17 protein-coding genes are annotated in these 25,257 nt (G+C 45.9%); 2 read left to right on the forward strand and 15 right to left on the reverse strand.

From position 1 onward, the window contains the following. Positions 1–226 precede the first annotated feature (226 nt). Entirely contained in the window at positions 227–1,729 is a 1,503-nt protein-coding gene (locus tag AMS66_RS19025) for a glycoside hydrolase family 30 protein (RefSeq protein WP_053782296.1), read from the reverse strand. A gap of 354 nt (positions 1,730–2,083) precedes the next feature. Here AMS66_RS19025 and shc point away from each other — a divergent pair, with 354 nt between their 5' ends. Further along, positions 2,084–3,979 carry a squalene--hopene cyclase gene (gene shc, locus AMS66_RS19030; protein WP_053782297.1) on the forward strand — a complete coding sequence of 632 codons (1,896 nt, stop codon included), beginning with the start codon at positions 2,084–2,086 and terminating at the stop codon, positions 3,977–3,979. Between the two features lie 126 nt (positions 3,980–4,105). Here shc and AMS66_RS19035 read toward each other — a convergent pair whose 3' ends face one another. Together AMS66_RS19035 and AMS66_RS19040 are read right to left on the reverse strand one after the other, a co-directional pair. Continuing rightward, a complete protein-coding gene (locus tag AMS66_RS19035; protein ID WP_053782298.1) occupies positions 4,106–7,486 on the reverse strand; it encodes a discoidin domain-containing protein in 3,381 nt (1,126 codons plus the stop codon). A 930-nt stretch (positions 7,487–8,416) separates the two neighbouring features. Continuing rightward, positions 8,417–9,475, reverse strand: coding sequence for a YeiH family protein (locus AMS66_RS19040; protein WP_053782299.1), 1,059 nt, complete (start codon positions 9,473–9,475; stop codon positions 8,417–8,419). Positions 9,476–9,657: 182 nt separating this feature from the next. Between AMS66_RS19040 and AMS66_RS19045 the strand changes: the two genes are divergently transcribed. Then, positions 9,658–10,545, forward strand: a complete 888-nt coding sequence (locus AMS66_RS19045) for a LysR substrate-binding domain-containing protein (RefSeq protein WP_053782300.1) — start codon at positions 9,658–9,660, stop codon at positions 10,543–10,545. A gap of 40 nt (positions 10,546–10,585) precedes the next feature. On the opposite strand, the gene AMS66_RS19050 is transcribed toward AMS66_RS19045, so the two are convergent. From AMS66_RS19050 to AMS66_RS33935, 12 genes are all read right to left on the reverse strand, one after another. Then, positions 10,586–12,208 (reverse strand): glycoside hydrolase family 13 protein, encoded by a 1,623-nt coding sequence (locus AMS66_RS19050; RefSeq protein WP_053782301.1) that lies wholly within the window; start codon positions 12,206–12,208, stop codon positions 10,586–10,588. Between the two features lie 59 nt (positions 12,209–12,267). Next, positions 12,268–13,161, reverse strand: coding sequence for a carbohydrate ABC transporter permease (locus AMS66_RS19055; protein WP_082350787.1), 894 nt, complete (start codon positions 13,159–13,161; stop codon positions 12,268–12,270). Between the two features lie 13 nt (positions 13,162–13,174). After that, entirely contained in the window at positions 13,175–14,089 is a 915-nt protein-coding gene (locus AMS66_RS19060) for an ABC transporter permease (RefSeq protein ID WP_053782302.1), read from the reverse strand. A 61-nt stretch (positions 14,090–14,150) separates the two neighbouring features. Continuing rightward, on the reverse strand, positions 14,151–15,887 hold the full coding sequence (locus AMS66_RS19065; RefSeq protein ID WP_053782303.1) for a type 2 periplasmic-binding domain-containing protein: 1,737 nt from the start codon (positions 15,885–15,887) through the stop codon (positions 14,151–14,153). A gap of 312 nt (positions 15,888–16,199) precedes the next feature. Beyond that, entirely contained in the window at positions 16,200–17,873 is a 1,674-nt protein-coding gene (locus AMS66_RS19070; protein ID WP_236703514.1) for an extracellular solute-binding protein, read from the reverse strand. 49 nt (positions 17,874–17,922) lie between these two features. After that, a complete protein-coding gene (locus AMS66_RS19075) occupies positions 17,923–19,329 on the reverse strand; it encodes a response regulator transcription factor (RefSeq protein WP_053782304.1) in 1,407 nt (468 codons plus the stop codon). After that, complete coding sequence (locus tag AMS66_RS19080; protein ID WP_053782305.1) at positions 19,326–21,038, reverse strand: sensor histidine kinase; 1,713 nt, start codon at positions 21,036–21,038, stop codon at positions 19,326–19,328. Before AMS66_RS19080 ends, AMS66_RS19075 begins: the two co-directional genes overlap by 4 nt. A 204-nt stretch (positions 21,039–21,242) precedes the next feature. Then, entirely contained in the window at positions 21,243–21,365 is a 123-nt protein-coding gene (locus tag AMS66_RS32395; RefSeq protein ID WP_143805268.1) for a sporulation protein YjcZ, read from the reverse strand. 132 nt (positions 21,366–21,497) lie between these two features. Beyond that, positions 21,498–22,340, reverse strand: coding sequence for a DUF427 domain-containing protein (locus tag AMS66_RS19085; RefSeq protein ID WP_053782306.1), 843 nt, complete (start codon positions 22,338–22,340; stop codon positions 21,498–21,500). Between the two features lies 1 nt (position 22,341). Next, positions 22,342–23,169: a DUF427 domain-containing protein gene (locus tag AMS66_RS19090; RefSeq protein WP_053782307.1), complete on the reverse strand. Its 828-nt coding sequence runs from the start codon at positions 23,167–23,169 to the stop codon at positions 22,342–22,344. A gap of 35 nt (positions 23,170–23,204) precedes the next feature. Continuing rightward, positions 23,205–24,749 (reverse strand): HAL/PAL/TAL family ammonia-lyase, encoded by a 1,545-nt coding sequence (locus tag AMS66_RS19095; RefSeq protein WP_053782308.1) that lies wholly within the window; start codon positions 24,747–24,749, stop codon positions 23,205–23,207. Next, positions 24,742–25,257: S-methyl thiohydantoin desulfurase domain-containing protein (locus AMS66_RS33935; RefSeq protein ID WP_236703515.1), on the reverse strand; the 516-nt coding region annotated here is incomplete at its 5' end. The genes AMS66_RS19095 and AMS66_RS33935, both read right to left, overlap by 8 nt.

A 25,257-nucleotide genomic window follows, 5' to 3' on the forward strand; every position in this document is an offset into this window, starting at 1 on the left:
TCTAACCCCTCTCCCATATAAAAAGCTCACGCTAGTATATCAACCCAATGTAAGAGGACAGTTAAACTAAAAAATCATAATATTAAAATTGTAAAACCCTTGAATACGTAAAAATCACAACAAATGTATAGGGTGGATGATATTTAAATAAAAGCAAATTAAAAAAGCCGCGACTGCTCGCGGCCCCTAGCTTACTGGAGGCGGGAATCTGAATTCCTGCTACCTCTTAAGAAACATTTCCATACCATTTATACGTCATAGCGGACTTGCCTGGAATAGTGACAACAAAGCTTTGGCTGCCCCATTGGATCTTCACATTTTTCGACGAACTGGAAGAATTGTAGGCGACAACCACTTTGGAACCGTCCGGATTGCGGAAAGCCACATTTTTGACTTCAGATCCGGTGTTGCTGTCAATGCGGTATGCGTTTGGTACCACAAATTTACTAAAGTGCCCCAACAAATAATATTGTTTGTGATACGTGACAGTATTCTCAGGAGCATCGTTACGGTTGTCTGAGTTGCGGATTGTAATCATGCCTTTATTGGTATTGTTCGGTGAAAGCAAGGCTGGACCGTCTTTTTGATCCAAGGCAGCATTCCATAGAATGATCGATTTCGACCAGTTTCTCGTAATATTAATGAACTCGTTCATCATATTATCGAAGCCCGATGAGGTCCCATTCTGCGGATCATTCCAGTTACCAAAACCACCTTCTGTGAACCAAACTTCCTTGTCCGGGTGATTGTTATGAATGGAGGTCATTGTCGAACCGTCACCGCTGTCATAATGGTGGAATGCGCTGCCTGATACGTAGCTACCCTTGCTTGCGTTCTTCAGATTCGTAATGACCTGGTTCGGGAAGTTCCAATCCAGAAAGTTATGGTCGAATGCAATAATTTTGGTGTTGATTCCGGCATTGCGGAGCGTTGGTCCAAGATAATCACCTATAAAGCCAGTCTGATCCTGTACATCCATACCCATGGAAGGATAGTGGGATGGCTCGTACATTGGCTCGTTTTGCAACGTAACAGCATAGATGGGTACGCCTTCAGCCTGGTAGGCTTCAATGTATTTTTTGAAATAATTCGCATATGTGCCGTAGTGCTCCGCTTTCAGTTTGCCACCGTTCAGATTGTTGGAATATTTCATCCAGGCAGGCGCACTCCATGGGGAACCCATTACTTTGATATTAGGATTCTTAGCGATTGCCGCTTTGACCATGGGCAGAATGTAAGCCTTGTCCCGATCAATCGTGAATTGGCTGAGTGAAGTATCATTTGGTGTATCGGCATAGGTGTAGGCTGCCCAGGCAAAATCGGAGCTGCCGATCGGTTGTCTCAATAAGCTGAGCCCGATTCCTGTGTTGCCAAACAGCTTCTCCATTACTTCCGCACGCTTGCCGTTATCCAGCTTGTAGTTCATGAGCCATGCGGAAGCATCCGTTAATGACACGCCAAAACCATCCATTTGCTGATACGTTTTGTTTTCGTTTACGGTTATGGTAACATCCGCATTGCCTGAGTTGCTGCTGAAGTTTTTGGATGCGATTTTGGTGAGCCTAGCATCCGTTCTTAACCCGACAGCCGGTTCGGAATTGGGGTCTGAAGTTGAAATCCATACCTCCACCTGTTCACCCGCTGCATGCGCAGTCTTAGGCATATACGAACCCGTAGTTACCAGAAAAGTGGACAACAACACTAACACGCTCTTTTTCCAGATCTTCATACACATATCTCCTTTGAATGATTCTTATTTGAGCTGCCAACTATCAAATTCCACAAAATGAAATCGATTTCATTTTAAAAAGCATAAAGTCCGTTTTTCAGGTGTCACATGTATTAGTACTTACACCTCCTTTTTGAAGGGTATCGGAGAAAGATATAGATCAAAAATCTTGTAAGCGTTAACAAAGATATTTATACACTTTATTGGAAAAAATTTCAACAGTAAAATTTCATTTTTTATTTAAAATTGTTAAAAAAGCATTACTCGCCTGGATTTACGCTCATTCTCATCCTCATTTCCCCTTGTTTGGAATCATATAATACAAAAATGACGTACTCTGGAGGTATCCGTGGAATGGGCCATGTACTGAGCGCAATTGATGAGGAAATTGGGCGGATGACGACTTCCTTGCTTCAACAGCAGCAACAAGACGGTTCCTGGCATTTTTGTTTTGAGAACGGTACGGTAATTGATGCTTATGTCATCATTCTCTTTCGAATATTAGACGTTCCGAATGAAGCGCTGATCCGGCAGTTGCATGATCGTATCCTTAACGAACAGCAACAAAATGGGTGCTGGAGACTATACCCTGATGAAGAGGAGGGAAATTTATCTGCATCGGTTGAAGCCTATTACGCCCTGCTATACTCCGGGTACAGCCAGAGTACGGACGAGCCAATCCAGAGGGCCAAACACTATATTCAGTCCAAAGGAGGTATCGGGAAAGTTACGAGTATTTTGACCAAAGCGATACTTGCCGCTACCGGACAAATGAAATGGCCCTTATCCATTTCGATGATCCCACTGGAGATTCTGATGTTCCCTACCTATTTTCCCATCAACTATTTTGAATTTTCCGGTTACTCCAGAGTTCACCTTACCCCCATGCTCATTATGGCAGACCTGCGCTTCGCCCTCACCATACCAGATGCTCCCAATCTCTCTGATCTGACCGACTTACGAATTGTTGTAGATGAGTCAACTTCCCGAGGATATCAGGAAATGCAGGACGACATTCAAACTGGGAAAAACAGACTCCTCGGCAATCCTCGCCACATCCACGACACTGCAAGAACTAGGGCGGAACAGTTCATGATAGAGCGAATCGAGTCCGATGGCACATTATACAGTTATGCCAGTAGTACAATTCTCATGATTTTTGCCTTATTGGCCCTAAAATACGATAAGCAGCACCCCCTGATTACAAAAGCCATAACCGGACTCACTGCAATGCAGTGCCGTTCTTCTGATGGTAAAACGACGATTCAAAACTCCCCATCTACCGTGTGGGATACGGCCCTAATCACCTACGCATTGCAGGAGGCTTCCATTACCGATGACCATAAGGTTATTCAACGCGCGGCCTCCTATTTGCTTTCCCGTCAGCAAGATAATACAGCCGACTGGAGCATTCATAATCCGAATACAGTACCTGGAGGATGGGGATTTTCAGAGTCGAATACGATCAATCCAGACGTGGATGATACAACAGCAGCTTTACGGGCAATCCGAAGCTTGTCCACTACTCTTCCAACATTTCAGCAATCCTGGAATCGCGGACTGAATTGGGTTCTGTCCATGCAAAATAAAGACGGTGGCTGGCCGGCATTCGAAAAAAATACGAACAAGGAAATGCTCACCTGGCTCGCCATCGACGGTGCCAAATCTGCAGCTACAGACCCTTCGGAGGCTGACTTAACGGGACGTACCCTGGAGTATCTTGGAAACTTTGCCGGGCTTGATACTAGGCATGAATGGATCAAACGTGGAACGAAATGGCTCATTCGAAACCAGGAGAAGGATGGCTCATGGTACGGAAGATGGGGCGTATGTTATATCTACGGAACTTGGGCTGCATTAACCGGCCTTACGGCAGTCGGACTACCTGCAAACCATGATACAGTGCAAAAAGGAGCCCAATGGCTCTTAAGCATCCAGAACTCCGACGGTGGATGGGGGGAATCCTGTCATAGTGACCGACTTCTACACTATGTGCCATTAGGGGAAAGCACTCCCTCCCAAACCGCTTGGGCCCTTGACGCCCTTATCTCTGTCCAACCCAAACCCACACCCGAGGTGAATCACGGCATCCTAAGGCTTATTGCATCCATACGCGAAAACGATTGGAAAACCTATTATCCAACTGGCGCTGGTCTCCCCGGCAACTTCTATTCCCATTATCACAGCTATACATATATTTGGCCTCTACTTACGCTAAGTCACTACAGAAAAAAATATGGGACATCTTAAAATCTCCCTTTGGCAGTTACTGTCTTGCCGTATTTCAGATCCAGATCAATGTTCACCCTTTCCTCCTTTGCTTAACCTAAAAAAGCAGGGAACTCATTGAGCTCCCTACTTTTTTTGAAAAAAAATTTATTGAATGATCAAATTAAACCCACTTTGAATCTGATTCACATTTGGGTTGGCAATGTTGCTGGTTGTCAGATTATTGAATGTGGCAGAGCCATTGCCTGTATAGGTGTAAATTGCTGCACCTTTATGCGGAGTTGTGAACCTGGATGTCTCAATTCCGTCCAGACCAGTACCATTAATATTGATGTTATTAAACACAATGTTCTGGAATCCGCCGCCGTATCCGAATTGAACGGCACTGCGCTGCGTATTCAGGATGTCAATATTGGTAAACGTTACGTTCTTAATGGAATCGTTGGAGGCTTCAAGATCAATAGCTCCCCGTTCTCCATTGTACAGATCTTTGCTTGTGCCGCTGTTAATGATTGTCGTATCGGAGAACAGAATACCTGTGTTATTTTGGAAATGGTATCCAGGGAAAACGGTGTTCATTCGGATCGCCGAACCGCCAACCGTGTCAACAATGAGGTTGTTGGTTGCCTTATGTCCGCCACCACCGAAAAATGCAATGCCTGCTGCGCGCCAGTTATTCTCAATCGTGTTGAACGAGAATGTGTTGTTCACACCAGCAGGAGCGCCATTCACGTTGCTGGTCCATACAGCCAGACCATCATCACCATTGTTGCGGACGCTGCTGTTGCGAACAGTCGAATTACTTGTGCCTTGGGCGAAGTTGACGCCGTCCGCAAGGTTATTCCGAATACGACTGTTCTCTATTACCAGCCCATCAGCAATTATTGCAGGTGTATGGGCGTAATCTCCTACCCAGAAACCGCATTCAAAGTGTTCGACCCATACATTGCTGAACTTAGAATCCTTGCCGAAATTGTCCATAAACCCTTTGTAGACTGCGTTTTCGTGATAGCGTGAACGCAGCATGGAATTCATATAGATATTGCTGAAATCCAGTTTGCCCTGCACTCGGAAAGAAATCCCGCCAGAGGCTGCATTGGGGTTGGTAAACTGGATATTGGTATGCCAGATGCCTGCGCCCACAATGGTGAGGTTATTAATCATATTCGTCGGTGTGCCAATCTTCCACATATTGCTGAGATGGAAGGTACCTTCCGGGATATATAACGTCTTGCCTGTGGAAACCGCGGATTGGACCGCCGCTTCGAATGCGGCAAGATCATCTTTCCCATCGTTTGCAACCGCACCAAAATCGATTACAGAGACGGAGTTAGCCGGGCGCGGGATCACAGCCTGAACGGGTTCGATTTCGAGAAAATCCACACCGTACTCCAGGTTATCTCCATTGTTTTTCTGAATACGAATGGTGTCCCCGGCTTTTAGAGGTGTATCCAGTTTCCAGTGCACTTCATCAAAACGAAACAACGGACGTCCTGCACTTGGCGCATCTCCCGGCTGATCACTGGAAAAGTACTGCCAGTTGTAGTAGGAGGTCAAGGGAACCGTTTTGGCCTTGGAACCGTTAACATAGACCTCTAGTGCACCGTTAAGACCCATGCCATCTGCGGAATCCGGCATCGTGAACCGCATGGTTACACCTGCGCCTCCCTCCCCTTGTCTAACCGTCCATTGTGCATAAGAACCGTTCGAAGGAAGAGCGATATATTTTTGCCCAGATGCTTCCGAAGCCGTTAGAGCCTGATCGAAGGTCGGTGCGGACTTCAGTGCGGCACTGCCGCCACGCGTAGCATCTTCCGTATCATAACGGGTATAAGGCATGCTTGCACCACGGGCAGAATATACGTTCAAACTTGTTGTAACAACGTTATTCGTTTGTTTCACCGGAGCTTCATTATTATCCACTGCAACGGTAGTTGTCACATTGTAATTACCAGTTGCAGCAGTCCACGTTCCAACATTGACATTGACCGAAGCTCCCGGTGCCAATGTGCCGTTATAGGAACCACTATACGTCTGAAGCGTTGCTCCAGCAGCGTTCTTGAGAACCACTGTAACTCCGTGCACACCGCCTGCGGAGGCCATGTTTCCCTGATTTTTCAGATTAACCGTAAACGTTACTGTACTATTTGCTGTAGGGTTTCCAGGACTCCAAGAGACCGTGCCTACCAGATCAGAACTTGTAATCGGCGCAACCACCAAAGAAGAGGAGTGAGTGTAATTGTTGTTCCCTTCATTCTCTTCGATGATCTGGTTATTCTCATCCACCTTGGCGCTAAGCGTATATGATGCAGCTCCTTTATTACCTGCATTAAGCGAGACCGTTGTCGAATCCCCTGCTTGCAAAGCAGCTACTGGTGACGAACCAGCCAGTTCGTTGTTCAAATAGAAGTTGACACTAGAAGATGGAGAAGCAGCAGAGCCAATGTTTTTGACGATAGCATTAAGGGTAATAGGGCTGTTCTCCACTGGAGAAGACGGAGACCAGGACATGCCTGTAATCGTCAGATCAGGATTCGGTGCAGGTGTGCCAAACACTTGAAATTCAGCAATTTGCCCCGCAGGAGCTCCCGAATTGGCCGTAATGTTCAGTTGTACACGTTTAACCGTTGCTGAAACGGGAATCGTTACCGTGTTGCCGGAAGCTGGGTTGAATGTGTACGATTGTGAGGATACCAGATTGCTGAACGTTGTCGTGTCCTGGTTATGTCCGAGCACTTGAATGGTCTGTGTACGCGTGCTCCAGACTGAATCCGGGTTAAGCTTCAGCACGATGGATGTAATCTTATGATTCGAGCCAAGATCCAGAGTGAGTGTACTTGGAGTGCTGCCGCCTTCCCAGTACGTATTGATATTGTTATCGTTTGCATTCGCAGCTACGAAGTTTAAGGTGCTGGACGATGCAGTAATCGACTTACCAATGGCAATGTTGCTTCCCTCTGTAGGAATTGGAGGATCCACAGGATCGGGGCCAGGTATAGTTGGTCCCTCACTGCTCGGTCCGTAGATTTCAAATGTGGACAGTTGAGCTGCCGGCCACTCGGAATTGCCCGTTACGCTTAAACGAACGTACCTTGTCTCGACAGCAGGAAAATCGATAGTAACCGAGTTCTCCCCAACGGATGGATTAAATACATAATCCGCAGAACCCACGATATTCGTGAACGATGAACCGTTCTCGCTGCCTTGCACGGTTATCGTTTGGGTTCTCTTTTCCCACACTGTCGGAAGCTTCAACACGATTTGGTCAATGTTGGTGTTGCTTCCTAGATCCACTTGAATCCATTGGGGGAAAGCGCTGTTGGTACTTTCCCAATAGGTCGCTTGGTTGCTGTCAATCACATTGGTCGGACTGTATGTTTGGTTGTACCCGCTCGCGGTAACACTCTTGCCTTGTGCTAGGTCCGGTCCTCCGGCTGCTGATACAGGAGTTGGGGATCCTACAGCCAGAAATAAATTCGAGACTAGTAGGGTCAATACGAGTGACCATACGATATACTTGTTGCGCATTAAATTCCTCCTCAGGTTATTAGCAAAATTTTTATTCAATGAAATGAACGGTTGAATTCCAGCCTTGGTAAAAGCTTTTTGCCTATCTTTTCCCCATGTAGGAACCTCCTTGATTCGTAATGAATTACAATCTGCCTTATTTTTTCTCTGCGCCGATCATCACCCCCTTATTAAAATACTTTTGAATGAACCGATAGACCTACACCTGTCCATTAGCCACAGTGGAAGAATCACTGAACGACGCTATGACTAAGATAGATCGGGTAAATGGCCGCAATCAGAAGACATACAACACGACTTACGCAACCGTAATGCGTGATCGCCGCTTAACTTGGGGAGTTTCTTGGATAACTGATCCACTTCTCTGCTTGGATTTGTCATTTATGGAACAGATTTAGTATAAACCGCTTCCCATTCTCCTTATCAGACCCCTAGAGACGGTATTCGGACTTCTGATCTTCCTTTTTGGATGTTTACGATCAACCCGAATGCTTGCAATCATAAAATACATCGTTATCCAGACTTTCATATGTGTATTCCGGACTTTTAAACCATAAAAGGAAAATACTTATAATTTTCAAACAGAGGTTTTATACTTTCCCTGAGATATTAAATCGCATTCATAACGAAGCAATCAAGAATGCGGTGCATTGTTCATGACAAACCGGAACGGCATCCAACCCTATCCCACTCGGCATTATATTCGCATGATGTTCGTCATTTCATTTGTCGTGTTCGTTCTGGATCTGATGATAAGCATCTCGCAAACAACAAAAAGCACGCATTGATCTACTAAGAGTCAATACCTGCTTTTTGTTAACGTCATTTAGGCGAATGCTTATTTAATAAAGTAAAAACTATCGACGTCTAGTGACTCGTTACGATTAACTAGAGTGTTCATTGTGGCTTGCATGGGTTTGAACACACGCCCTAGTTCAGGCCAAAGGCACGAACAAGCACAAAGCCGATCACGGACAAAACGACAGAGCCCAGTAATCCTGCCAAGAAAGGCTTTTTGCCCAGACGGCGGAAGGTTGCAATATCCACACCCAACCCCAATCCAGCCATAGCCATCGCGAGTAGCATATAGGAAAGAACCAGAAGTCCCGAGATCATCTCTTGCGGAATAATGCCCAGCGTGTTTAATCCACTCATGGCCAGAAAACCGAAAATGAACCAAGGTACGGGCAATTCACGCCACCGGATTCTTCCTTTAGATAATTTTTGCTCTCCCCCACGTGCCTGTCGTCCACTCCACAAACCGATGATCAGAGCAATCGGCACCAGCATGGCGACCCGGGTTAGCTTCACGATGACTGCCATATCCAGTGCCGCTTGCCCGCCAGGTGCAGCCCCAGCGATGACATGTGCCACTTCATGAAGTGTAGCGCCTGTGAAAACGCCATATCCATTCGCACTTAAACCCAATACCGGGTACAGTAATGTATAGGCCAGAGTGAAAATGGTGCCCAATATAGCCACCGTGGCTGCACCTACTGCTGTTTCTTCATCTTTTGCCTTGATCTGTGGCGCAATCGCGACCACGGCCGCGGCACCGCAGATAGCTGTTCCACATGCGGTCAGCAGCCCTATTCGTTTGTCGATCTTTAACCACTTGCACAGTCCATATACGATAAAAATCGCCACAGTAACATTGATTGCCGCTAGCGCAACCACTTTGTAGCCTGCATGGACAATATCCAGCAGGTTCAGTTTCAGACCCAGCAGGATGATGCCAAACCGCAGCAATCGTTTTCCCGAGAAGGAGATCCCGGATTGAGCGGTCATCGGAACGCCGCGTATGGCCCGGTACAGGATGCCAAGCAGAATGGCAATAACCAGTTGACCCATGATATTCAGAAACGGCAGATAACCCAGCAGCTTGGCAATGAACGAGAGCAGTAAGGTCAGTCCAATCCCCTGCAAAAATCCCCGGTTTCTAACCACTTTTATGTTTTTAACGAATCTCAACGGTGTCTGTAAGATCATAGCTCTGCACTTCCTTATTGGATAAAGTATATCCTAACTATAGAAGCAGAAAGACAGGAAGTGAAATATGAATCTGCGATCCTAATCATTACAAAAACTTATGATTGATTGGGTATCTTATGCTAAAATGAGTTCAATAGGCTTATTACCATGAAAATACACTATTCAAATGAGGAATTATAATGATTACTGATGCATTAAAGGTCTTCGTTACCGTTGCAGAACAAAGCCATTTCTCCAAAGCCGCAGAACTGTTGAATCTTTCCCAGCCTGGGGTGAGCCTGCATATCAAAAATCTGGAGAATGAGTTGGGAGCCAAACTGCTGCATCGTTCGCCAAAGCAGGTGTCCCTGACTGAAGCGGGGGCGATCCTCTACAGGCATGCCAAAGTCATTCAGGCTCGCTACGATGAAGCGCGGCAGGAAATTCAGATGCTGCGGGATGAGGTGACTGGAAGCATACAGATCGGAGCCAGCTTCACCATCGGTGAATATATTTTGCCTAAGAAGCTGGCAGAATTCGCAGCTCAGTATCCGCAGGTCAACCTTCAGGTTACTATTGGCAATACTCAGGAGATTTTGTCTGCGGTTAGGGGAAATCAACTGGATATCGGATTTGTGGAGGGTGAAGCCCAAGCCTCATCAGATCTTGACGTTATCCCTTATATGAAGGATGAGATGATCGTTGTAGCTCCTTTCGGCCATCCCCTCTCCAGTTCCGTCGTGGTAGAGCAGAATATGCTTCAGGATCAGGTCTGGGTCCTTCGTGAGTTAGGTTCAGGAACACGCGCGTTTAGTGATCATTTTATGGAACAGACTGCGATCCGTCCCAAGCGGTCCTATGTCTTCACCAGCAGTCAGGGTGTGAAGGAAGCTGTTGCTGCCGGACTCGGAATTGCGATGGTATCCAGATGGATCGTTCATAAGGAGCTGGCAACCGGGGAAGTCGAAGAACTGCGAATCAGACAGCTGCATCTGGAACGCAGCTTCTCCATCATTCGCCACAAGGAACATTCACAATCCATGGCGCTGGATGTCTTCTTGCAGAAGCTTCTTTTCGTCAAAAAATAGGGTTGAAAGCTTTTTTCACCTTCAACCCTTATCTTTTACACTATCCGAGCAGATACATTCTCGCTTCATAAGGACGAAGTGCGTTCTCTGAAACTCCGTCCGAATAGTTACTAATTAATAATCTTTTGTCCCCTGCAAATTCCCTGGGAATCTGGAATGGAACAATTTTGCCATAGAAGTTGCACAGCACTAGCAATTTTGTTCCACCGAGTGTTCGTGTGTAAGCAAAGAGGTTGGTGTCTTCCGGATACAGCAGTTCATAATCCCCATAGATAATCACTTCATGCTCTTTTCGCAGCTGAATCAGAGTTTTATAGTACTGGTAAATGGAATTCGGATTATTCATAGATTCTTCCGCATTAATCTCAGTATAATTCGGATTTACCAAAATCCATGGTTTGCCTTCCGTAAAGCCTGCATTTTCGGAAGTATCCCACTGCATCGGCGTACGTGCGTTATCACGGCCTTTGGCATAAATCGATTCCATTACGTCTTCCTTCGAATACCCCTGCCCGATCCGCTCTTTATACAGATTCAGCAACTCAATATCACGGTATTCTTCAATGTCGTAACGTACATTCGTCATGCCTAATTCTTCACCCTGGTACACATATGGCGTACCCTGCATGCCATGAAGAAGCGTTGCCAACATCTTGGCAGACTCCACACGATACTCTCCGTCATTCCCCCAACGAGAGACGATCCGCGGAAGGTCATGGTTGTTCCAGAACAAGCTGTTCCAGGCTTCGCCCTTGAGCTCGGTCTGCCATTTGGATAGCACCTTCTTTAATTGGAGCAAATCCAGCGGCTGGAGATCCCACTTCCCTTTTCCCTGTTGTTCATCCAAGCTAATATGTTCAAATTGGAAGACCATGGATAGTTCACTGCCATCCGGGTTGCTATAAAGCTTGGCACTCTCGGGCGTTGCCCCCCATGTTTCTCCGACGGTTAGCAGATCACCCTTTTGGAATGTCTCTTTACTGAGTTCACGCATATATTTTCGCAGATTTGGCCCATTACCCGTAATTTTGAGGTCAGGCTCCTTGCCTATCAGATCGATAACATCCAATCGAAAACCACCTACGCCTTTATCCATCCACCATTGAATCATATCGTATATCTCCTGCCGAACCTTGGGGTTCTCCCAGTTCAGATCCGGCTGCTTGACAGAGAATAGATGCAGATAGTACTGTCCCAGCTCAGGTACCCATTCCCAGGCGGAACCGCCAAAGGTTGAACCCAGATCGTTGGGCGGCGTACCTTCCACACCATCTCTCCACACATAGTAATCGTGGTACGGATTATCTTTACTTTTCCGTGCTTCCTTAAACCAGGGGTGTTCATCTGATGAGTGGTTAAGCACCAGATCCATAATGATTCGGATGTCCCGCTTGCCTGCTTCCTGAATCAGTAATTCCATATCCTCAAGCGAACCAAACATCGGATCAATATCCTGGTAATCCGAAATGTCATACCCGTTGTCATCTTGAGGGGATTTGCACACCGGTGACAGCCAGATCGCACCGATGCCAAGATCCTTCAAATAATCGAGTCGGGAAAATATGCCTTTCAAATCCCCGATGCCGTCACCATTGCTGTCCTGAAAGCTGCGAGGATAAATTTGATATACGACAATTTCTTTCCACCATTTTTCATTTCCCATAACGCACCACCTTTCTCTTAAACCAGATTCTGCTCATCCAGACTCCGTTCCATTCACTATTACTCTTTTACCGAACCCACAACAATTCCGGTCACAAAGTATTTTTGCAATAGCGGGTAAATCAGCAGCAGCGGAATGACAGCCACTACGATTTTGGCCGCATTTAGATTTTTGTTCGAGATCTCAGTCAAGTTGCTAAGCTGCGCAGAGTTGGTGCCGGATTGCAAAAGTTCAGCAATATTCACGTTAAGGGACTGTATATAAGTCATTAACGGATAATTGCTTACTTTGGTCATGTAAATCAATCCACTGAAGAAATCATTCCATGTGCCCACGATACTGAATAAGGATACAGTCGCCAGCGCCGGAATAGATACGGGGACATACACTTTGAACAAAACCTGCATTGCGTTGGCCCCGTCGATGAAAGCCGCTTCTTCGAGCGCTTTAGGTACGGCGGCGAAGAAGTTCATCACAAGGATGACACTGAATATTGGCACAGCACCTGGCAGTACAAGCGACCAAATCGTATTGAGCATATCCAGGTTTTTGATCAGCAGATAGCTGGGAATCATTCCCCCACTGAACAGCATGGCAAAAATCATGACATTCATATAAATATTTCTGCCTTTAAATTCTCTCTTCGACTTGGATAGCGGATAAGCCATCAAAACAATAAGAATCATGTTGAGCACAAGTGATAGAGCCACACGCAGAACGGAAATGCCAAAGGATCGCCAGAACTGCGCATCATCAATAATTTTCGAATAAGCGGCTGTTGTAAACTTGACGGGTAACAGACCTACGGCATTGGCCGAGACGGCCTCACTGCTGCTGAATGAAATCGCAACGATATTCCATAATGGAAGGAGGCAGATCAAAGCCAGCAATATAACGATGGCGTAGATGACAAACCGGCCCATTCGGTCTTTCAGGCTTGCGGAATAAGACACAAGTTTCGCCTCCTTAGAATATTTTTCTGTCGGTGTATTTTTTGGCCAATTCGTTGGCAGACAATAATAGAACAATACCGATCACTGACTTGAACAACCCAACAGCCGTACCAAAACTATACTGTCTGCCAACAAGACCAATCCGGTATACATAGGTATCCAGAATATCGCCCGACTCATAGACAACCGGATTGTACAGATTATAGATTTGATCGAAGCCTGCGCTCAAAATATTGGTCAGACTCATGACCCCCATGAGCAGGATAATAGGCAGCATACCCGGCAATGTAATATGCCATACTTTTCTCCACCAGCTCGCTCCATCTATCCCTGACGCTTCATATAGGCCGGGATCAATAGAGGTAATTGCAGCCAAATAAACGATGGAACTATAACCGAATTCCTTCCATACGTCCGTCCCGATAATTAGCGGTTGGAACCAGGTGTTGCTTCCGAGAAAATTAATATTTTCCAAGCCGAAAACGGCTAAAATCTGATTTACACTTCCATCCAGGCTGAACATGTTAACGACCACGGAGGCCAGAACGACCCAAGACAAAAAGTGGGGCAGATATACAATCGTCTGCACGGATTTTTTAACGAATTTAAAGCGGATCTCGTTTAATAAAATGGAAAAAATGATGGCCATCAGTGTGCCGAGTAGAATCTTGGCGATGGCAATCACCAACGTATTGCTGATAACTTGACCGATGTCCGGCAGTTTAAACATATAAATAAAATGCTTCAGCCCAACAAATTCGGAGCCAAACATACCCTTGGCTGGTACGTAATCCTGAAACGCCGTAATGACACCAACCATTGGAATGTAGCTGAATACCAGCAAAAATAAAATGCCTGGCAGCATCATCATATGATACATGGCACCCGTGCCCAAGCGGTTTCTTGCTTTATAATTTTCCTGCTTCATGGATGAACCCCTTTCCTGAAGAAAGGCTGCTTATCGCAGCCTATCAGCAGTGTTAACTTCATTATTTTTGGGTTTTGGTCTCGGCTTCGATCTCCTGGATCACTTGGTCGCCGCCTTGTTTCTTCCAATTGCTGACGAACGTTTCGAAGTAATCCAGCGGTTCCGCACCAGTTATGATTTTGATGAAAGATTCCTGTTCCAATTTGTTCAGGTTGGCCCACGTCTGTTTCATGCTTGGTGTGGTTCCAGAAAAAGCTGGCGTCATCCAGTTGAATTTGCTTTCCTGCGTCAGCTTGTCAATGAGCCCTACTCCGTTCATACGCGAGTGATATTTCGACCAGGCCGTTACATCATCCGTATCTTGGTCTTTCAAGTAGGTTTGGATACTCTCAATATTGTTCTTCGATTCCGTTGTCCGGACCTGATCCAAACCGATCTCACCTTTAATTCCACGAACGACGTCGGAGTAATCATCCAGCAGTGATGTTGCTGAGTTGACTTCAATATTAAAAGGTCTGGTGGAACCATCTACGCCGCTTTCCAGATACTTGGCTGCCTCTGGCATGGAAGTTTCCACATCTTTGTCATTTGCCAGTTTATCGTAGAACAGGTTTATAATTTTAATCGCCAGTTCCGGGTGTTCATATCCTTTTCTCACAACGATAAACTGACCGGATGGATTGGCGTGTGCCACGTTTACCTTACCGTCTGCATCCTCCAGTGTGTAAGCCGTGAATTTCGCATGTTTATCCATTTGCTTGACGTTGCTCAGTCCCCAGTCTGGAATGTGCCACGGTCCAAAAGCAATTCCGCTCTGGCCATTGGTGTAAAGTGCAGTGATATCGTCAAATGTACGGGTTCCAAATTGAGGGTCGATGATACCTCTTTTGAACCAGTCGGCCATAATGCCCAACATCTGCTTGGTTTCCTCTGTGGTTGAACCATAAACGATGCTGCCATCTTCGCCCTTCATCCAGTACTGAGGAAACGCGTTTTCGGTCGAAGCAACGCCCAGCATGGTATAGGCAGAGCCATTATAGTCTGTCGTATTCAGGGTGTTCACAAAAGGAATGCCCACCGGTTTCCCGGTTTGCCCAGGATCTTTTTTCAAGAACTCTTCTGCTGTTTTCTCTACATCTTCCAGCTTGATAGCACCGTCTCCGTCAGCATCGAGTTTGATTCCCAGCACATCCAGCCAATCCTGTCGAACCCAGACCATGGTTGGCGCGGAATCCAGCGAAGTCGCCGGAAGGCCCATTAGACGTCCATCAATCGTGGCATTGTCCAGTGCACGGCCATCATATGAATCGTAAGTCTTTTTGATATTATCAGTCGCATATTGTTTGTATACTTCCGTCATATCTTCAATCAAGTCATTATCAACCAGTTCTTTAAGTTCATCCTTGGAATCTACACGCATCATGTCGGGCAGTTCCCCGGAAGCGATTGCAAGAGAAACTTGACGGCTGTAATCTTCACCGTTGGCCTCAAATTGGTCCTTAATTTGTGCGTTAAACGAATCTTTGACCAGACGGGTATACGCATTATTCTCGTATGTATCTCCTGACGGCAATTTCGGGTTTGCCGTCGTAACACGTCCCATCGTTACCGTCACTTCGTCTTTATAGGCACTGAACGGGTCTCCAGGTGTCACCTCATATTGGCCCGCATCCTCAGCAGTCGGCGGATTGGAGGCTCCCCCGCAGGCTGCTAGAATGGAAACCATCAGGGCGGACATGGAAAGCACAGCCAGTCGTTTCGTCAACAGTTTGCTTTTTATTGACCAATTATTTCTCATCAAATTCAACTCCCCTTCGTTCTGTTTATTTCTCTATCATGTTGTTTGCGCTTTCATTATAAAACTTGGAGAAGCCTAATCGAGATAGGGATTAAACGCTTGTTTGGATAGAGAAATGTGTACAATTTTTGCTGCGATCAACGAGCAACATTGAGGTAGTGAGCATTTATCTTACCTCTCGACTTACATTTGTCTATCCTCTCTTAATCAGGGCACGTGAAATAAAAAACCAGCAAGCTCCTTGAACAGGAGAATGCCGGCTATGAATGGGAATTCAGAAATGTAACAGCTATCGGATCGTCTATATGTTAGCTACTTCAAGTGTTCATTCTGGGAAGCCAGCACTTCAGCAGTCACTTGGTCGCCACCCTGTTCCTTCCATTCCTCTACGAATTGATCGAATGAATCGATCGGCGCAGCGCCTAAAATAATTTTCAGAAATGTATCGTGTTCCAGTTTGGACAGTTTCCCCCACGTCCTCTCCATTGCTGGCGTACGCTTGTAAGTAAGGCTTCGCACTTTATGGATATTCGGATCAAAGAAGTTTCTTCCACCGACGAGCAGTGAATAACCACGCATAAAATTCTCGCTGTGCTGATCCCAAAACGAAATGCCAAGTTGATCATAAGGCTTTAGCTTGGTTTGTTTTATCGTCGAAACCGTATTTTCCAGCAGCTTATATTCGGACTTTTCCTTGAAATCGGCTGGTGTTTTGGTTCCTGCCAGTATCTCCTGCACAGCTTTCGATTCATATCGGGCTTCATCTGCCGGAGCAAAGAAATTACGACTCAGCATAAAACTCGTACCATACTTGAACTCATCACGAAGGTATAGATTGTTTACTTTAATGATCGCTTCCGGATGAGCGTACCCCTTTCGAACCACCAGGAAAGAACTTGAGGGATTATTAACCTTCACATGATAGGCTCCGTTTGCATCCAGCGGGAGCGCGTAGGCCTGCCAGTTCGCCCTTGGATCATTCAGCCAAGCGCTTGGAAGCGGCCAGTATCCTGCAAAGAAACCTTGGAAGAACATGCCCGCCTGCCCGTTAATGACGGTTTCCTCAGGCTCTTTGCGGATGCCCAGATTTGGATCAAGCAGCCCTTTGGCATACATATCACGAAGCCTGACCAAGGCATTCCTTGTCTCAGGTAGAATCGAACCGTATACAGGTTCTCCATCTTTTTCGAGCCAATATCCGGGGAAAGACCCATAAGCCGAGAAGATTGGCGTTAGATCAAAAGCAAAAGCGTTGTTATTGAAATCGTTAAACAGACCCGTGCTTGAGGCAAGCCCGATCGTATCCCTTTTCCCGTTCCCATCCGGGTCCTGCTCCACAAAGGCCTTTGCGATCGCTTCCAGTTCATCCACCGTTTTTGGTGGTTTCAATCCAAGACGATCCAGCCAGTCCTGCCTGATCCAGAGCATGCTGAAGTCTTCCGCCGTCACAGACGGAACAGCCATCATTTTCCCTTCAAAGGTCACTTGTTCCCGTGCCAATCCATTGGTGCTGTCGATAATTTTCTTCATCTCGGGTGAAGCGCTGCTTGCATATGCCTCGGTCAGATCTTCAATTTCTCCTGCTTTGACCATCTCATTCAACTGAACCTGATTAACGATCATTGCATCTGGCAAATCATTGCTGGCGATAGCCAGATCAATTTTCTGACCAAAATCCTCCTTGGATACCTGCCACATGACTTCGACATCCATGTTAAGGTTTTGTTTAATCGCCGTTTTCCACATATTCTTCTCTAAAGTCTCTCCTTCAGAGAGATCCGTACCCGTCGGGTCGACCACATATCCCAACCTTATAGAGACGGGATTGTTATATTTGCCAAATGGCTCGGTGGCGGCTGTATCAGGTATGATTGTCGCTGGTCTAATGGGTGATTCCCGAGATTCCCGAAAGCACGAAATACTGAAAAATACTATACCTGCAATCAAGCTGACGACAACAACACATGCAGCCATCTTCTTGATCATTGCTTTCCCTTCTTTCACCGGATTTTCAGTCAGTTATGCGGAGTTTACACTATTTGTCCCCTCTGCCTAACTGTCGATATTCACTAGGCAGCAAGCCTGTCAGTTCGCGAAAAATTCGGCTGAAATATTTCTCATCCGTATAGCCCACCCGCTCTGCAATCCAGAAAATCGTGTTGTTTGTGTTCAATAAATACTCTTTCGACTTCTCCATTCGTATATATCGGGAATAATCGTTAAAGGTTTTCCCCATGATGTCCTTGAAGCATTGGCTGAAATAGCTTCTGCTAATGTTCAGTTGCTGGGACAGCCCTGAAGCTGTAAAAGCCTGATCCAGATCATTTTGCATAATCATCACAGCTTTTTTCACACCATCAATCATTTCCTGAGAATACGAAGTCTGTTCATCCGCCTTTCGAATGCTCTCAGAGGTCTGCTTGATCCACTGTTCCACTTCGTACCAGGATTGAAAAGAATGGATCATGGAGATTCTGCCCAGCGTAGTCTGGGCAAAAAGATGGTTCCACTCCATGACCAGGGAGTAGAGTAATCCCATCAGCTGTCCTTTTTGCAGCCTTAGGGATTTAAACTCTTCAACAAGCTGGTTGTAATAATGGTCATTGTGTGTCCATGGAGATAGAAACCAACTTCGTTTAATACGATCCATTTCCTCATCCTGAGGTTCTATTGGAAAAGAGTCTTCTTCATTCATAGAAACGGCAATAACCGGATCTTGAGGTTCATAAGCATAAAATAAGGACGATTCTGTATAGTTTATAATCCAGTTTTGAATTTGCGACCATGTCCGTTCTTGCACATCAGACAACAGCAGTAGGGACCCTTGGGGAATTTGGTCCAAGTATCCCTTCAATCTATCGAATAGCTGATCCTCACCATTCAGGGCTGTCGCCCACATCCAGCTATTCCGTTCCACTTCAAATCGAACCTCGTCTACATTGGATTCGAGTTCAATGGGCCAGATCTGTCCGGACTTCCGGTCCAGTGAAACAAGTGCGTACACTTTACGGTAATGAACGTTGGTTTCACCGAGTAGCGGCAGCTTTCGTCTTGTATTAGCCAACTCACAAATCCGGGTATGTATCCGATTCAGGACGTGTTCGAATTGCTCCTTCTCAAGCTGAACTTTGGCTATATAGTCGATCGCTCCCAGCCTAAGTGCTTCCTGGATATAATCGAAATCCTGATGAAGGGTTAGCACGACAATATGAAGCTCCGGATAGAGCTGCCTTGCGGCTCGCATCAGTTCAATGCCAGACATCACCGGCATCGCAAGATCCGTTAACATCAGATCTACCGAGTTGGATTCCAGAAAATCCAGCGCCTTAGCCCCGTTACTTGCTTCTCCAACAACCTCCATGCCGAACTCGTTCCATGGCATCGCGGAGCTTATTCCTTTTCGTACCAATTTATCGTCATCCACAATCAATACCTTAATCATGCCGAGATATCTTCTCCTTTGATAGGAAGTATAAGCAATATACTTGTCCCTGTTCCCAATTCACTCTCAATCACCAGTTGAGCTTGATCCCCGTACTGTGCTTTTAACATGCGCTGAACATAATTGAGCCCGATGCCCATCCCTACTTTTTTATGTTCAGGTACACGATTATTCAGAAGTCTTTCAATCACTTCCTCCGTCATACCTGCCCCATTATCCTGAATCATAATGTTCAACGTTTCTTTGCGTGTCACTTCAATTTGAATAAAACCTTCGTCACTCAGTCCATGGTAAAGTGAGTTTTCAACCAACGGCTGTAGAATAAAACGAGGTACTGGTATTTGGAGCACTTGCTCATCAGCCGAAATACGCACATCAAATTCAAAGTCATAGCGGATTTGCTGCAGGATCAAGTACTGTCTAAGCGCGTCAATCTCCTCTTCCATCGTGGAAACCTGTCCTAATTTGCCCAAATTGTAGTACAGCAGCTTATTCAGAGACTGCACCAGCCTGTCAATCTCCCCTTGTCCATTCATAACCGCCAGCCAGTGCACCGTATCCAGCGTATTCATCAAAAAATGAGGATTGATCTGGTACAGCAGCTTTTCCACTTCAAGATCTGCACGAATTTTCTCTTTCTGCTGCACCTCTTTAAAGAGATCACCGATTTGATGCTGCATATTTGAGAATTCGCCCAACAGAAAATCGAATTCGGGAATTTGCGTGCGGGTCTGGCTACCTGCCGTTTGTGGATTTTGAGACATTTCGTTGATTTCCGAATGGAACAGACCGAGAGGTTTATAAACCATCTTCCACAGCAGCCAAGCCAGAAATACAGTAAAGCCCAGGAAAAATAAAGCGACCAGTAATATTTGAAGCAACCACTGATTTTTCTCCTGTTGATACTTGGCCTGTGAGATCACCGACACAACGCTCCAATTCTGAGTGGAGTCTTGCCTGAACCAATGATGATCGCGAGCTATTCCGTCCGATGCTGCACCTTTTGATAAGTTGGAGAAATTCTCCCCAACTTTCATCGCTTCTGGAATCTCACTATACACAATGTTTCCCTCTCCATCGAGGATCAGATGGGATACATCTCCCTTGTACTGATTGTAACCCAATATATCCTGCGCAAGGTGGAAACCGGATTCAACGTAAATATAAGCATCGTCCCTCTGGGGCAATTTTACCTTTCGCATGGCGGATAGAACGAGCTGATCATCGAATCGATTCATACTGACATGAGGACCGTAGTAGGTAATCCCGTATGCTTTGGAGAGCACTGGCAAAGATTCGGGTGCAAAACGATCCTTTATAGGAAAGTTGCCAAACTGTGTGGAGCCGTCATCCTGGAAATAATACAATGTCAAACCTATATTCGGGTTGGTAAATGTTACGACATTTAATTCGCTCTTTAATTCATCCCGCGTTTCAATCAATTCGAATATATTGGAGGATGGTTTCAACACCTCATCCAGCTTCTTGCCTAATGTACCGCTGTAGGACAACTGCTGAGTAACATGATTCAGATTGGTGATCGAATTCTCCAGTGAGGAAGTCACCTGCTGTAAATTGCTCCGAATGCCATCATCGATCTTGTTCGCAAAAATGGAATCAATGGTGTAGTAGGAAATTGCAAATATACTAATGAAGGGGATAAACGCACTGAGAAAAAACAGCAAAAATATTCTTTTTTTGAGTGTCATTCCAACCTATTCTCCTTAACTTCATCCAATTCTATGTTGAATGCATAACTCCATAATTATAGATTGATAATCCCATATGTCAAACGCTTTCAAATTGTATTTTATATGAACACAAGTTCTGATTAAGCCTTCGAAGGTAATACAATCATGACAAAAAGACCCTGCCGGCGTGATGCCAGCAGGGTTGTTCATAAGGTGAAAGAATTAAACCAGGAATGCTTTAGAGATGATGACCAACAAGATGAACAGAACAAGGATTGCGCCGGTGGATGTGAAGCCACCGTATCCACCAAGACCTCCAACATTTCCATACCCTACTTCACTCATGTAATCTCCTCCTCTTTTGTGTTATGTCATAAGGTATTCAACTCTTTGTGTATTGACAAGGCTTTTGAGGCAATCATCAAAAAAGGGCTCTATCCGCATATACAGCAGACAGAAACCCCATCATCATACTCATCATTGTCTTTCGACAGTTACTTCGGTTTCATTGAAGAATTCAAGTGCAGAATAGTACCATTTAGGTTTAGGCTGTAACTCGCCATCCACATAGACATCGACTTGCTCGTTATAAAACGACAGCAATCCAGCAATCTTTGGTATTTCAGGAATAGGATTTGGATAGCTCCACACGATATTCTCATAGGTCTGTCCATTCAGGACAGCCGTCCAGTAGGATGCATCACCTTTATAAGGACAGGATGTCTGCTTATCACTTGCGGTAAGCACATTCTGATCCACATCTTCAATCGGAAGATAATAGCGAACGGGGACTCCCGTTTCAAATACGATCACCGGTCGGTGGCTATCTGCAAGCTTGATGCCATCCAGAACAATCTCTACATGCCGGGAACTTTGGATCGCATCAACTCGCTTGTATGGATCACGCGGGTGAACGAAGATCTGCTCTTCTTCTTCATACCAGGCGTCCACCTTGTTCCAATAGAAGGCCACAAAACCTTTGATTGCCTCGATGTCCTTAAGTGGATTTTCATAACCCCAGACTGCATTTTCGGAAATAAACTCACCCACTTGGATGGTCCAATAAGAAGCATCGCCTTTAATTGGGCAGTGTGTCTGCAACTCGGTTTTCACCAGAAATTGTTGCGACACATCTTCTTGTGGAAAATAATATACCGGTAACTTGCTGCGTTCATGAAGTGTAATAACACGTGTGCTGTCCGCAATAGTCTCACCTGCAAATGTGACGTGAACCCGGCGCGGATTTAGATCTGCCTTCAACATTAGTTTATCTTCCTGACGCAGAGAGCAGGCAATATAAGAATTCAGATGATTTACCATTTCACACTATCCCCCATCCTACATTGTTGTAAGGAAGGCGATCATCAGCAGATAGGGACCACTTTACCCCATCCACGTAGAGCGCATCCACGGACTCATGGTAAAAGCATAACAGTCCTGCAACTTCATGAACTTCCGGTAATGGGTCCTTATAACTCCAAACCAGATCATTGTATTCTCTTCCATTAACTGAAGCAGCCCAATAGCTGGCTATTCCTTTATAAGGGCAACGTGTGGAATGATTAACCGCCTTCAATAAATCAAGGCGCACATCCTCCTGATGAAGATAATAACGTGGGGTCAATCCTGTCTCATAGAGAATCACAGGTCGCTTGCTATCTGCAACAATTACTCCATTCAACTCGATTTGAACATGACGTGAGGCCGGGATCGCATCCACCCTGGAGTACTGATCCCGCGCATGAACAAATACTTCTTCCTCTTCCTCATACCAGGCATCTACTTTGTTCCATGAAAAAGAATAATGATCCTGCAAATATACCGCTTCCTGTTGCGCACCCGAATAGCTCCAGACCGCATTCTCTACCGTACGTCCACCGCTGCTAATATGCCAAAACAATTGATTGCCTTTATACAGATCATTCTCCAGCTTTTCTGAAGGTTTGAATAATTTAAGGTTCACATCTTTCTTCGGAAAATAATAAACGGGTAGTCTGCCTGTCTCGGTAACAACGAGAACTTCCTTGCTGTCTGCGATAAACTGCCCTTCAAATTTTACGCGAATCCACTTCGGACTGACCTCCGCACGAATTTGCCACCCCTCTTGAGAATGGTCCCGTAAAGACCACTGGGGATCAACATGTGCCATTGTATATCCTCCTCTGTTGATTATCATTGATACAATCAATTTATCTTCGCTCGAACTGCTTTCAGCCATTTCCCTTCCTTAAGCAGAAGGTATGCACGCTCTATATCTATGGTTTGATTACGGTCTTCTGACAAAAAAGGAACCTCGGAACGCAATAGCTCATAACCCGCTCTTGTCCCTTCACCAAGAGTCATATCCGTACGCAGATCAATAGCTTGAGCAGCATGAAGCGCTTCAATCGCCAAAATATAAGTAACACGATCAACAATCTCTCTTGCCTTGCTTACAACATAGGGAGAATTGGCAGCATGATCCTCCATATCTCCCGCCAGTGAGAAATAATCAGATGAAACAGGATTACTCAAATGACGAATTTCTGCATCCAGTGAGGTTGCTGTTTTCTGAACCGTGCAGAAACCGACGGAGCGGCTCGGATCAGCAGTCAAGAAGCGGCTTAACCCTGTAAAGTCTGGGTCCCCCAGCTTGATCATACGATAGCATGAACTTTTGGATACATGATGCAGCGCACTTCCAAGCATCTCGAATCCTAGTGTCCATGATATGGGGTCATAATTGGCGCAGGATAAGATTCTCCGCTCTTCCGTCAGCACACAGGGGTTATCGTCCGAGCTATTGAGATGAACTTCAAGCTGCTGGCGCGCATAGGCATAAGCATCTCTTGCCGCGCCATGAATCTGGCAGGCATCACGGAAGCTCAACGGGTCCTGAAGTGAATCAGGATTAAAACCATTCCAGAGTCCGCTGCCGCGCAGACTGCGCCGTACCATAGCCAGGCTCTTTAACTGTCCTGGAAAAGGGCGCTTAAAATGAACCGCTTCTTCCAGCGGACTGATATTTCCCCGAATGGCTTCCAAAGACAGCGCGTATACAGAGTCAGCGGTATCCAGTAACTCTTCTATGTCGAAGAGTGCCAGTGCTCCGTTTCCCGCTGAGAGAGCATTGGAACTGACGATAGCCAGACCGTCCTTGGGGCCAAGACGCAGGGGTTCCAAACCCATTACCATTAACGCATCGCTCGCTGGTATACGATCGCCTCCCATGTGCACTTCACCTTTACCTATCATGGCCAGACCGATATGCGAAATCGAGGTAATATCCGCCGCACCGACGGATCCACGAAGCGGGAGAAGCGGGTGAATACCCATATTGAGAAAATCTGCATAACGTTTGGCAATATCGGGCTGAGCGCCGGTAGCTCCTGCAAGCAGGCTATTTAACCGGGCAAGCATCACCGCACGAACGACATCTTCTGTAGCCTCCGGCTTCACCCCAGCACTATGTGATAACAATAAGTTCCGGTTATAGTCTTCAAAATAATCATCTCCGATGACCTTATCCTTATTCCAGCCCACCCCACGATTCAGTCCATAGACAGGAACACCTTCTGCAGCTAGTTCATAAATTACTTTACGTGCAGTGACTAGTCGTTCCCAGGCTTCATCGGCAATCACTACGGATCTCCGCGAACGAGCTACGCTCTCCACATCCTCAATGGTCATGCGGCTTCCGTCCAATACAATTTGGTTAGAGCTGAGCGAGAGAATGCTCTCCTCAAGCATAGATTTTTTTCTCCTTGTCAAAAGCATAGCTCTGCAAATCGATGCCCAGCATTTCTTCCACCTCGGGATATACGCTGGGGTCCTTTACACTGGAACTCAGTGGTACCTGGGATTTATCAATGGCGAAGACCGCTATTTCCATACCCTCTTCAACATCTCCCACACTCACAGGCAGACCCTTCTTCAGGTCAAACGTAGTAATTACGTCCGGGAACGTGGTCATGCGTGTACCTTCATCGTCCTCGACAGCCATATATTCATTCATTACATGAAGTGTAAGCCTACGGTTGGCGATGGATACTTCGATCGTACCCACATCGAAAGCACCTGAATAACGAACTTTTTTTGTCGTCACCGTCCCTCTGCCGAGGATTCTTCCATTGGTTTTGTGTACCACGGCCTCTAGCACCGCTTCCGGTCCCTCCGGCTCTGCCTGCATAATGACACGGCCCAACTCAATTGCTATCGAGATGCCACCAATCGCAGCATGCTTCTTAATATGTTTGAT

It is taken from the genome of Paenibacillus xylanivorans, from assembly GCF_001280595.1.
Taxonomy (GTDB): domain Bacteria; phylum Bacillota; class Bacilli; order Paenibacillales; family Paenibacillaceae; genus Paenibacillus; species Paenibacillus xylanivorans.

Bases quoted from the DNA above. Each gene is read 5' to 3' on its own strand.
- AMS66_RS19025 (WP_053782296.1), bottom strand. From the start codon at position 1,729: ATGAAGATCTGGAAAAAGAGCGTGTTAGTGTTGTTGTCCACTTTTCTG.
- shc (WP_053782297.1), top strand. From the start codon at position 2,084: ATGGGCCATGTACTGAGCGCAATTGATGAGGAAATTGGGCGGATGACG.
- AMS66_RS19035 (WP_053782298.1), bottom strand. From the start codon at position 7,486: ATGCGCAACAAGTATATCGTATGGTCACTCGTATTGACCCTACTAGTC.
- AMS66_RS19040 (WP_053782299.1), bottom strand. From the start codon at position 9,475: ATGATCTTACAGACACCGTTGAGATTCGTTAAAAACATAAAAGTGGTT.
- AMS66_RS19045 (WP_053782300.1), top strand. From the start codon at position 9,658: ATGATTACTGATGCATTAAAGGTCTTCGTTACCGTTGCAGAACAAAGC.
- AMS66_RS19050 (WP_053782301.1), bottom strand. From the start codon at position 12,208: ATGGGAAATGAAAAATGGTGGAAAGAAATTGTCGTATATCAAATTTAT.
- AMS66_RS19060 (WP_053782302.1), bottom strand. From the start codon at position 14,089: ATGAAGCAGGAAAATTATAAAGCAAGAAACCGCTTGGGCACGGGTGCC.
- AMS66_RS19065 (WP_053782303.1), bottom strand. From the start codon at position 15,887: ATGAGAAATAATTGGTCAATAAAAAGCAAACTGTTGACGAAACGACTG.
- AMS66_RS19070 (WP_236703514.1), bottom strand. From the start codon at position 17,873: ATGATCAAGAAGATGGCTGCATGTGTTGTTGTCGTCAGCTTGATTGCA.
- AMS66_RS19075 (WP_053782304.1), bottom strand. From the start codon at position 19,329: ATGATTAAGGTATTGATTGTGGATGACGATAAATTGGTACGAAAAGGA.
- AMS66_RS19080 (WP_053782305.1), bottom strand. From the start codon at position 21,038: ATGACACTCAAAAAAAGAATATTTTTGCTGTTTTTTCTCAGTGCGTTT.
- AMS66_RS32395 (WP_143805268.1), bottom strand. From the start codon at position 21,365: ATGAGTGAAGTAGGGTATGGAAATGTTGGAGGTCTTGGTGGATACGGT.
- AMS66_RS19085 (WP_053782306.1), bottom strand. From the start codon at position 22,340: ATGGTAAATCATCTGAATTCTTATATTGCCTGCTCTCTGCGTCAGGAA.
- AMS66_RS19090 (WP_053782307.1), bottom strand. From the start codon at position 23,169: ATGGCACATGTTGATCCCCAGTGGTCTTTACGGGACCATTCTCAAGAG.
- AMS66_RS19095 (WP_053782308.1), bottom strand. From the start codon at position 24,749: ATGCTTGAGGAGAGCATTCTCTCGCTCAGCTCTAACCAAATTGTATTG.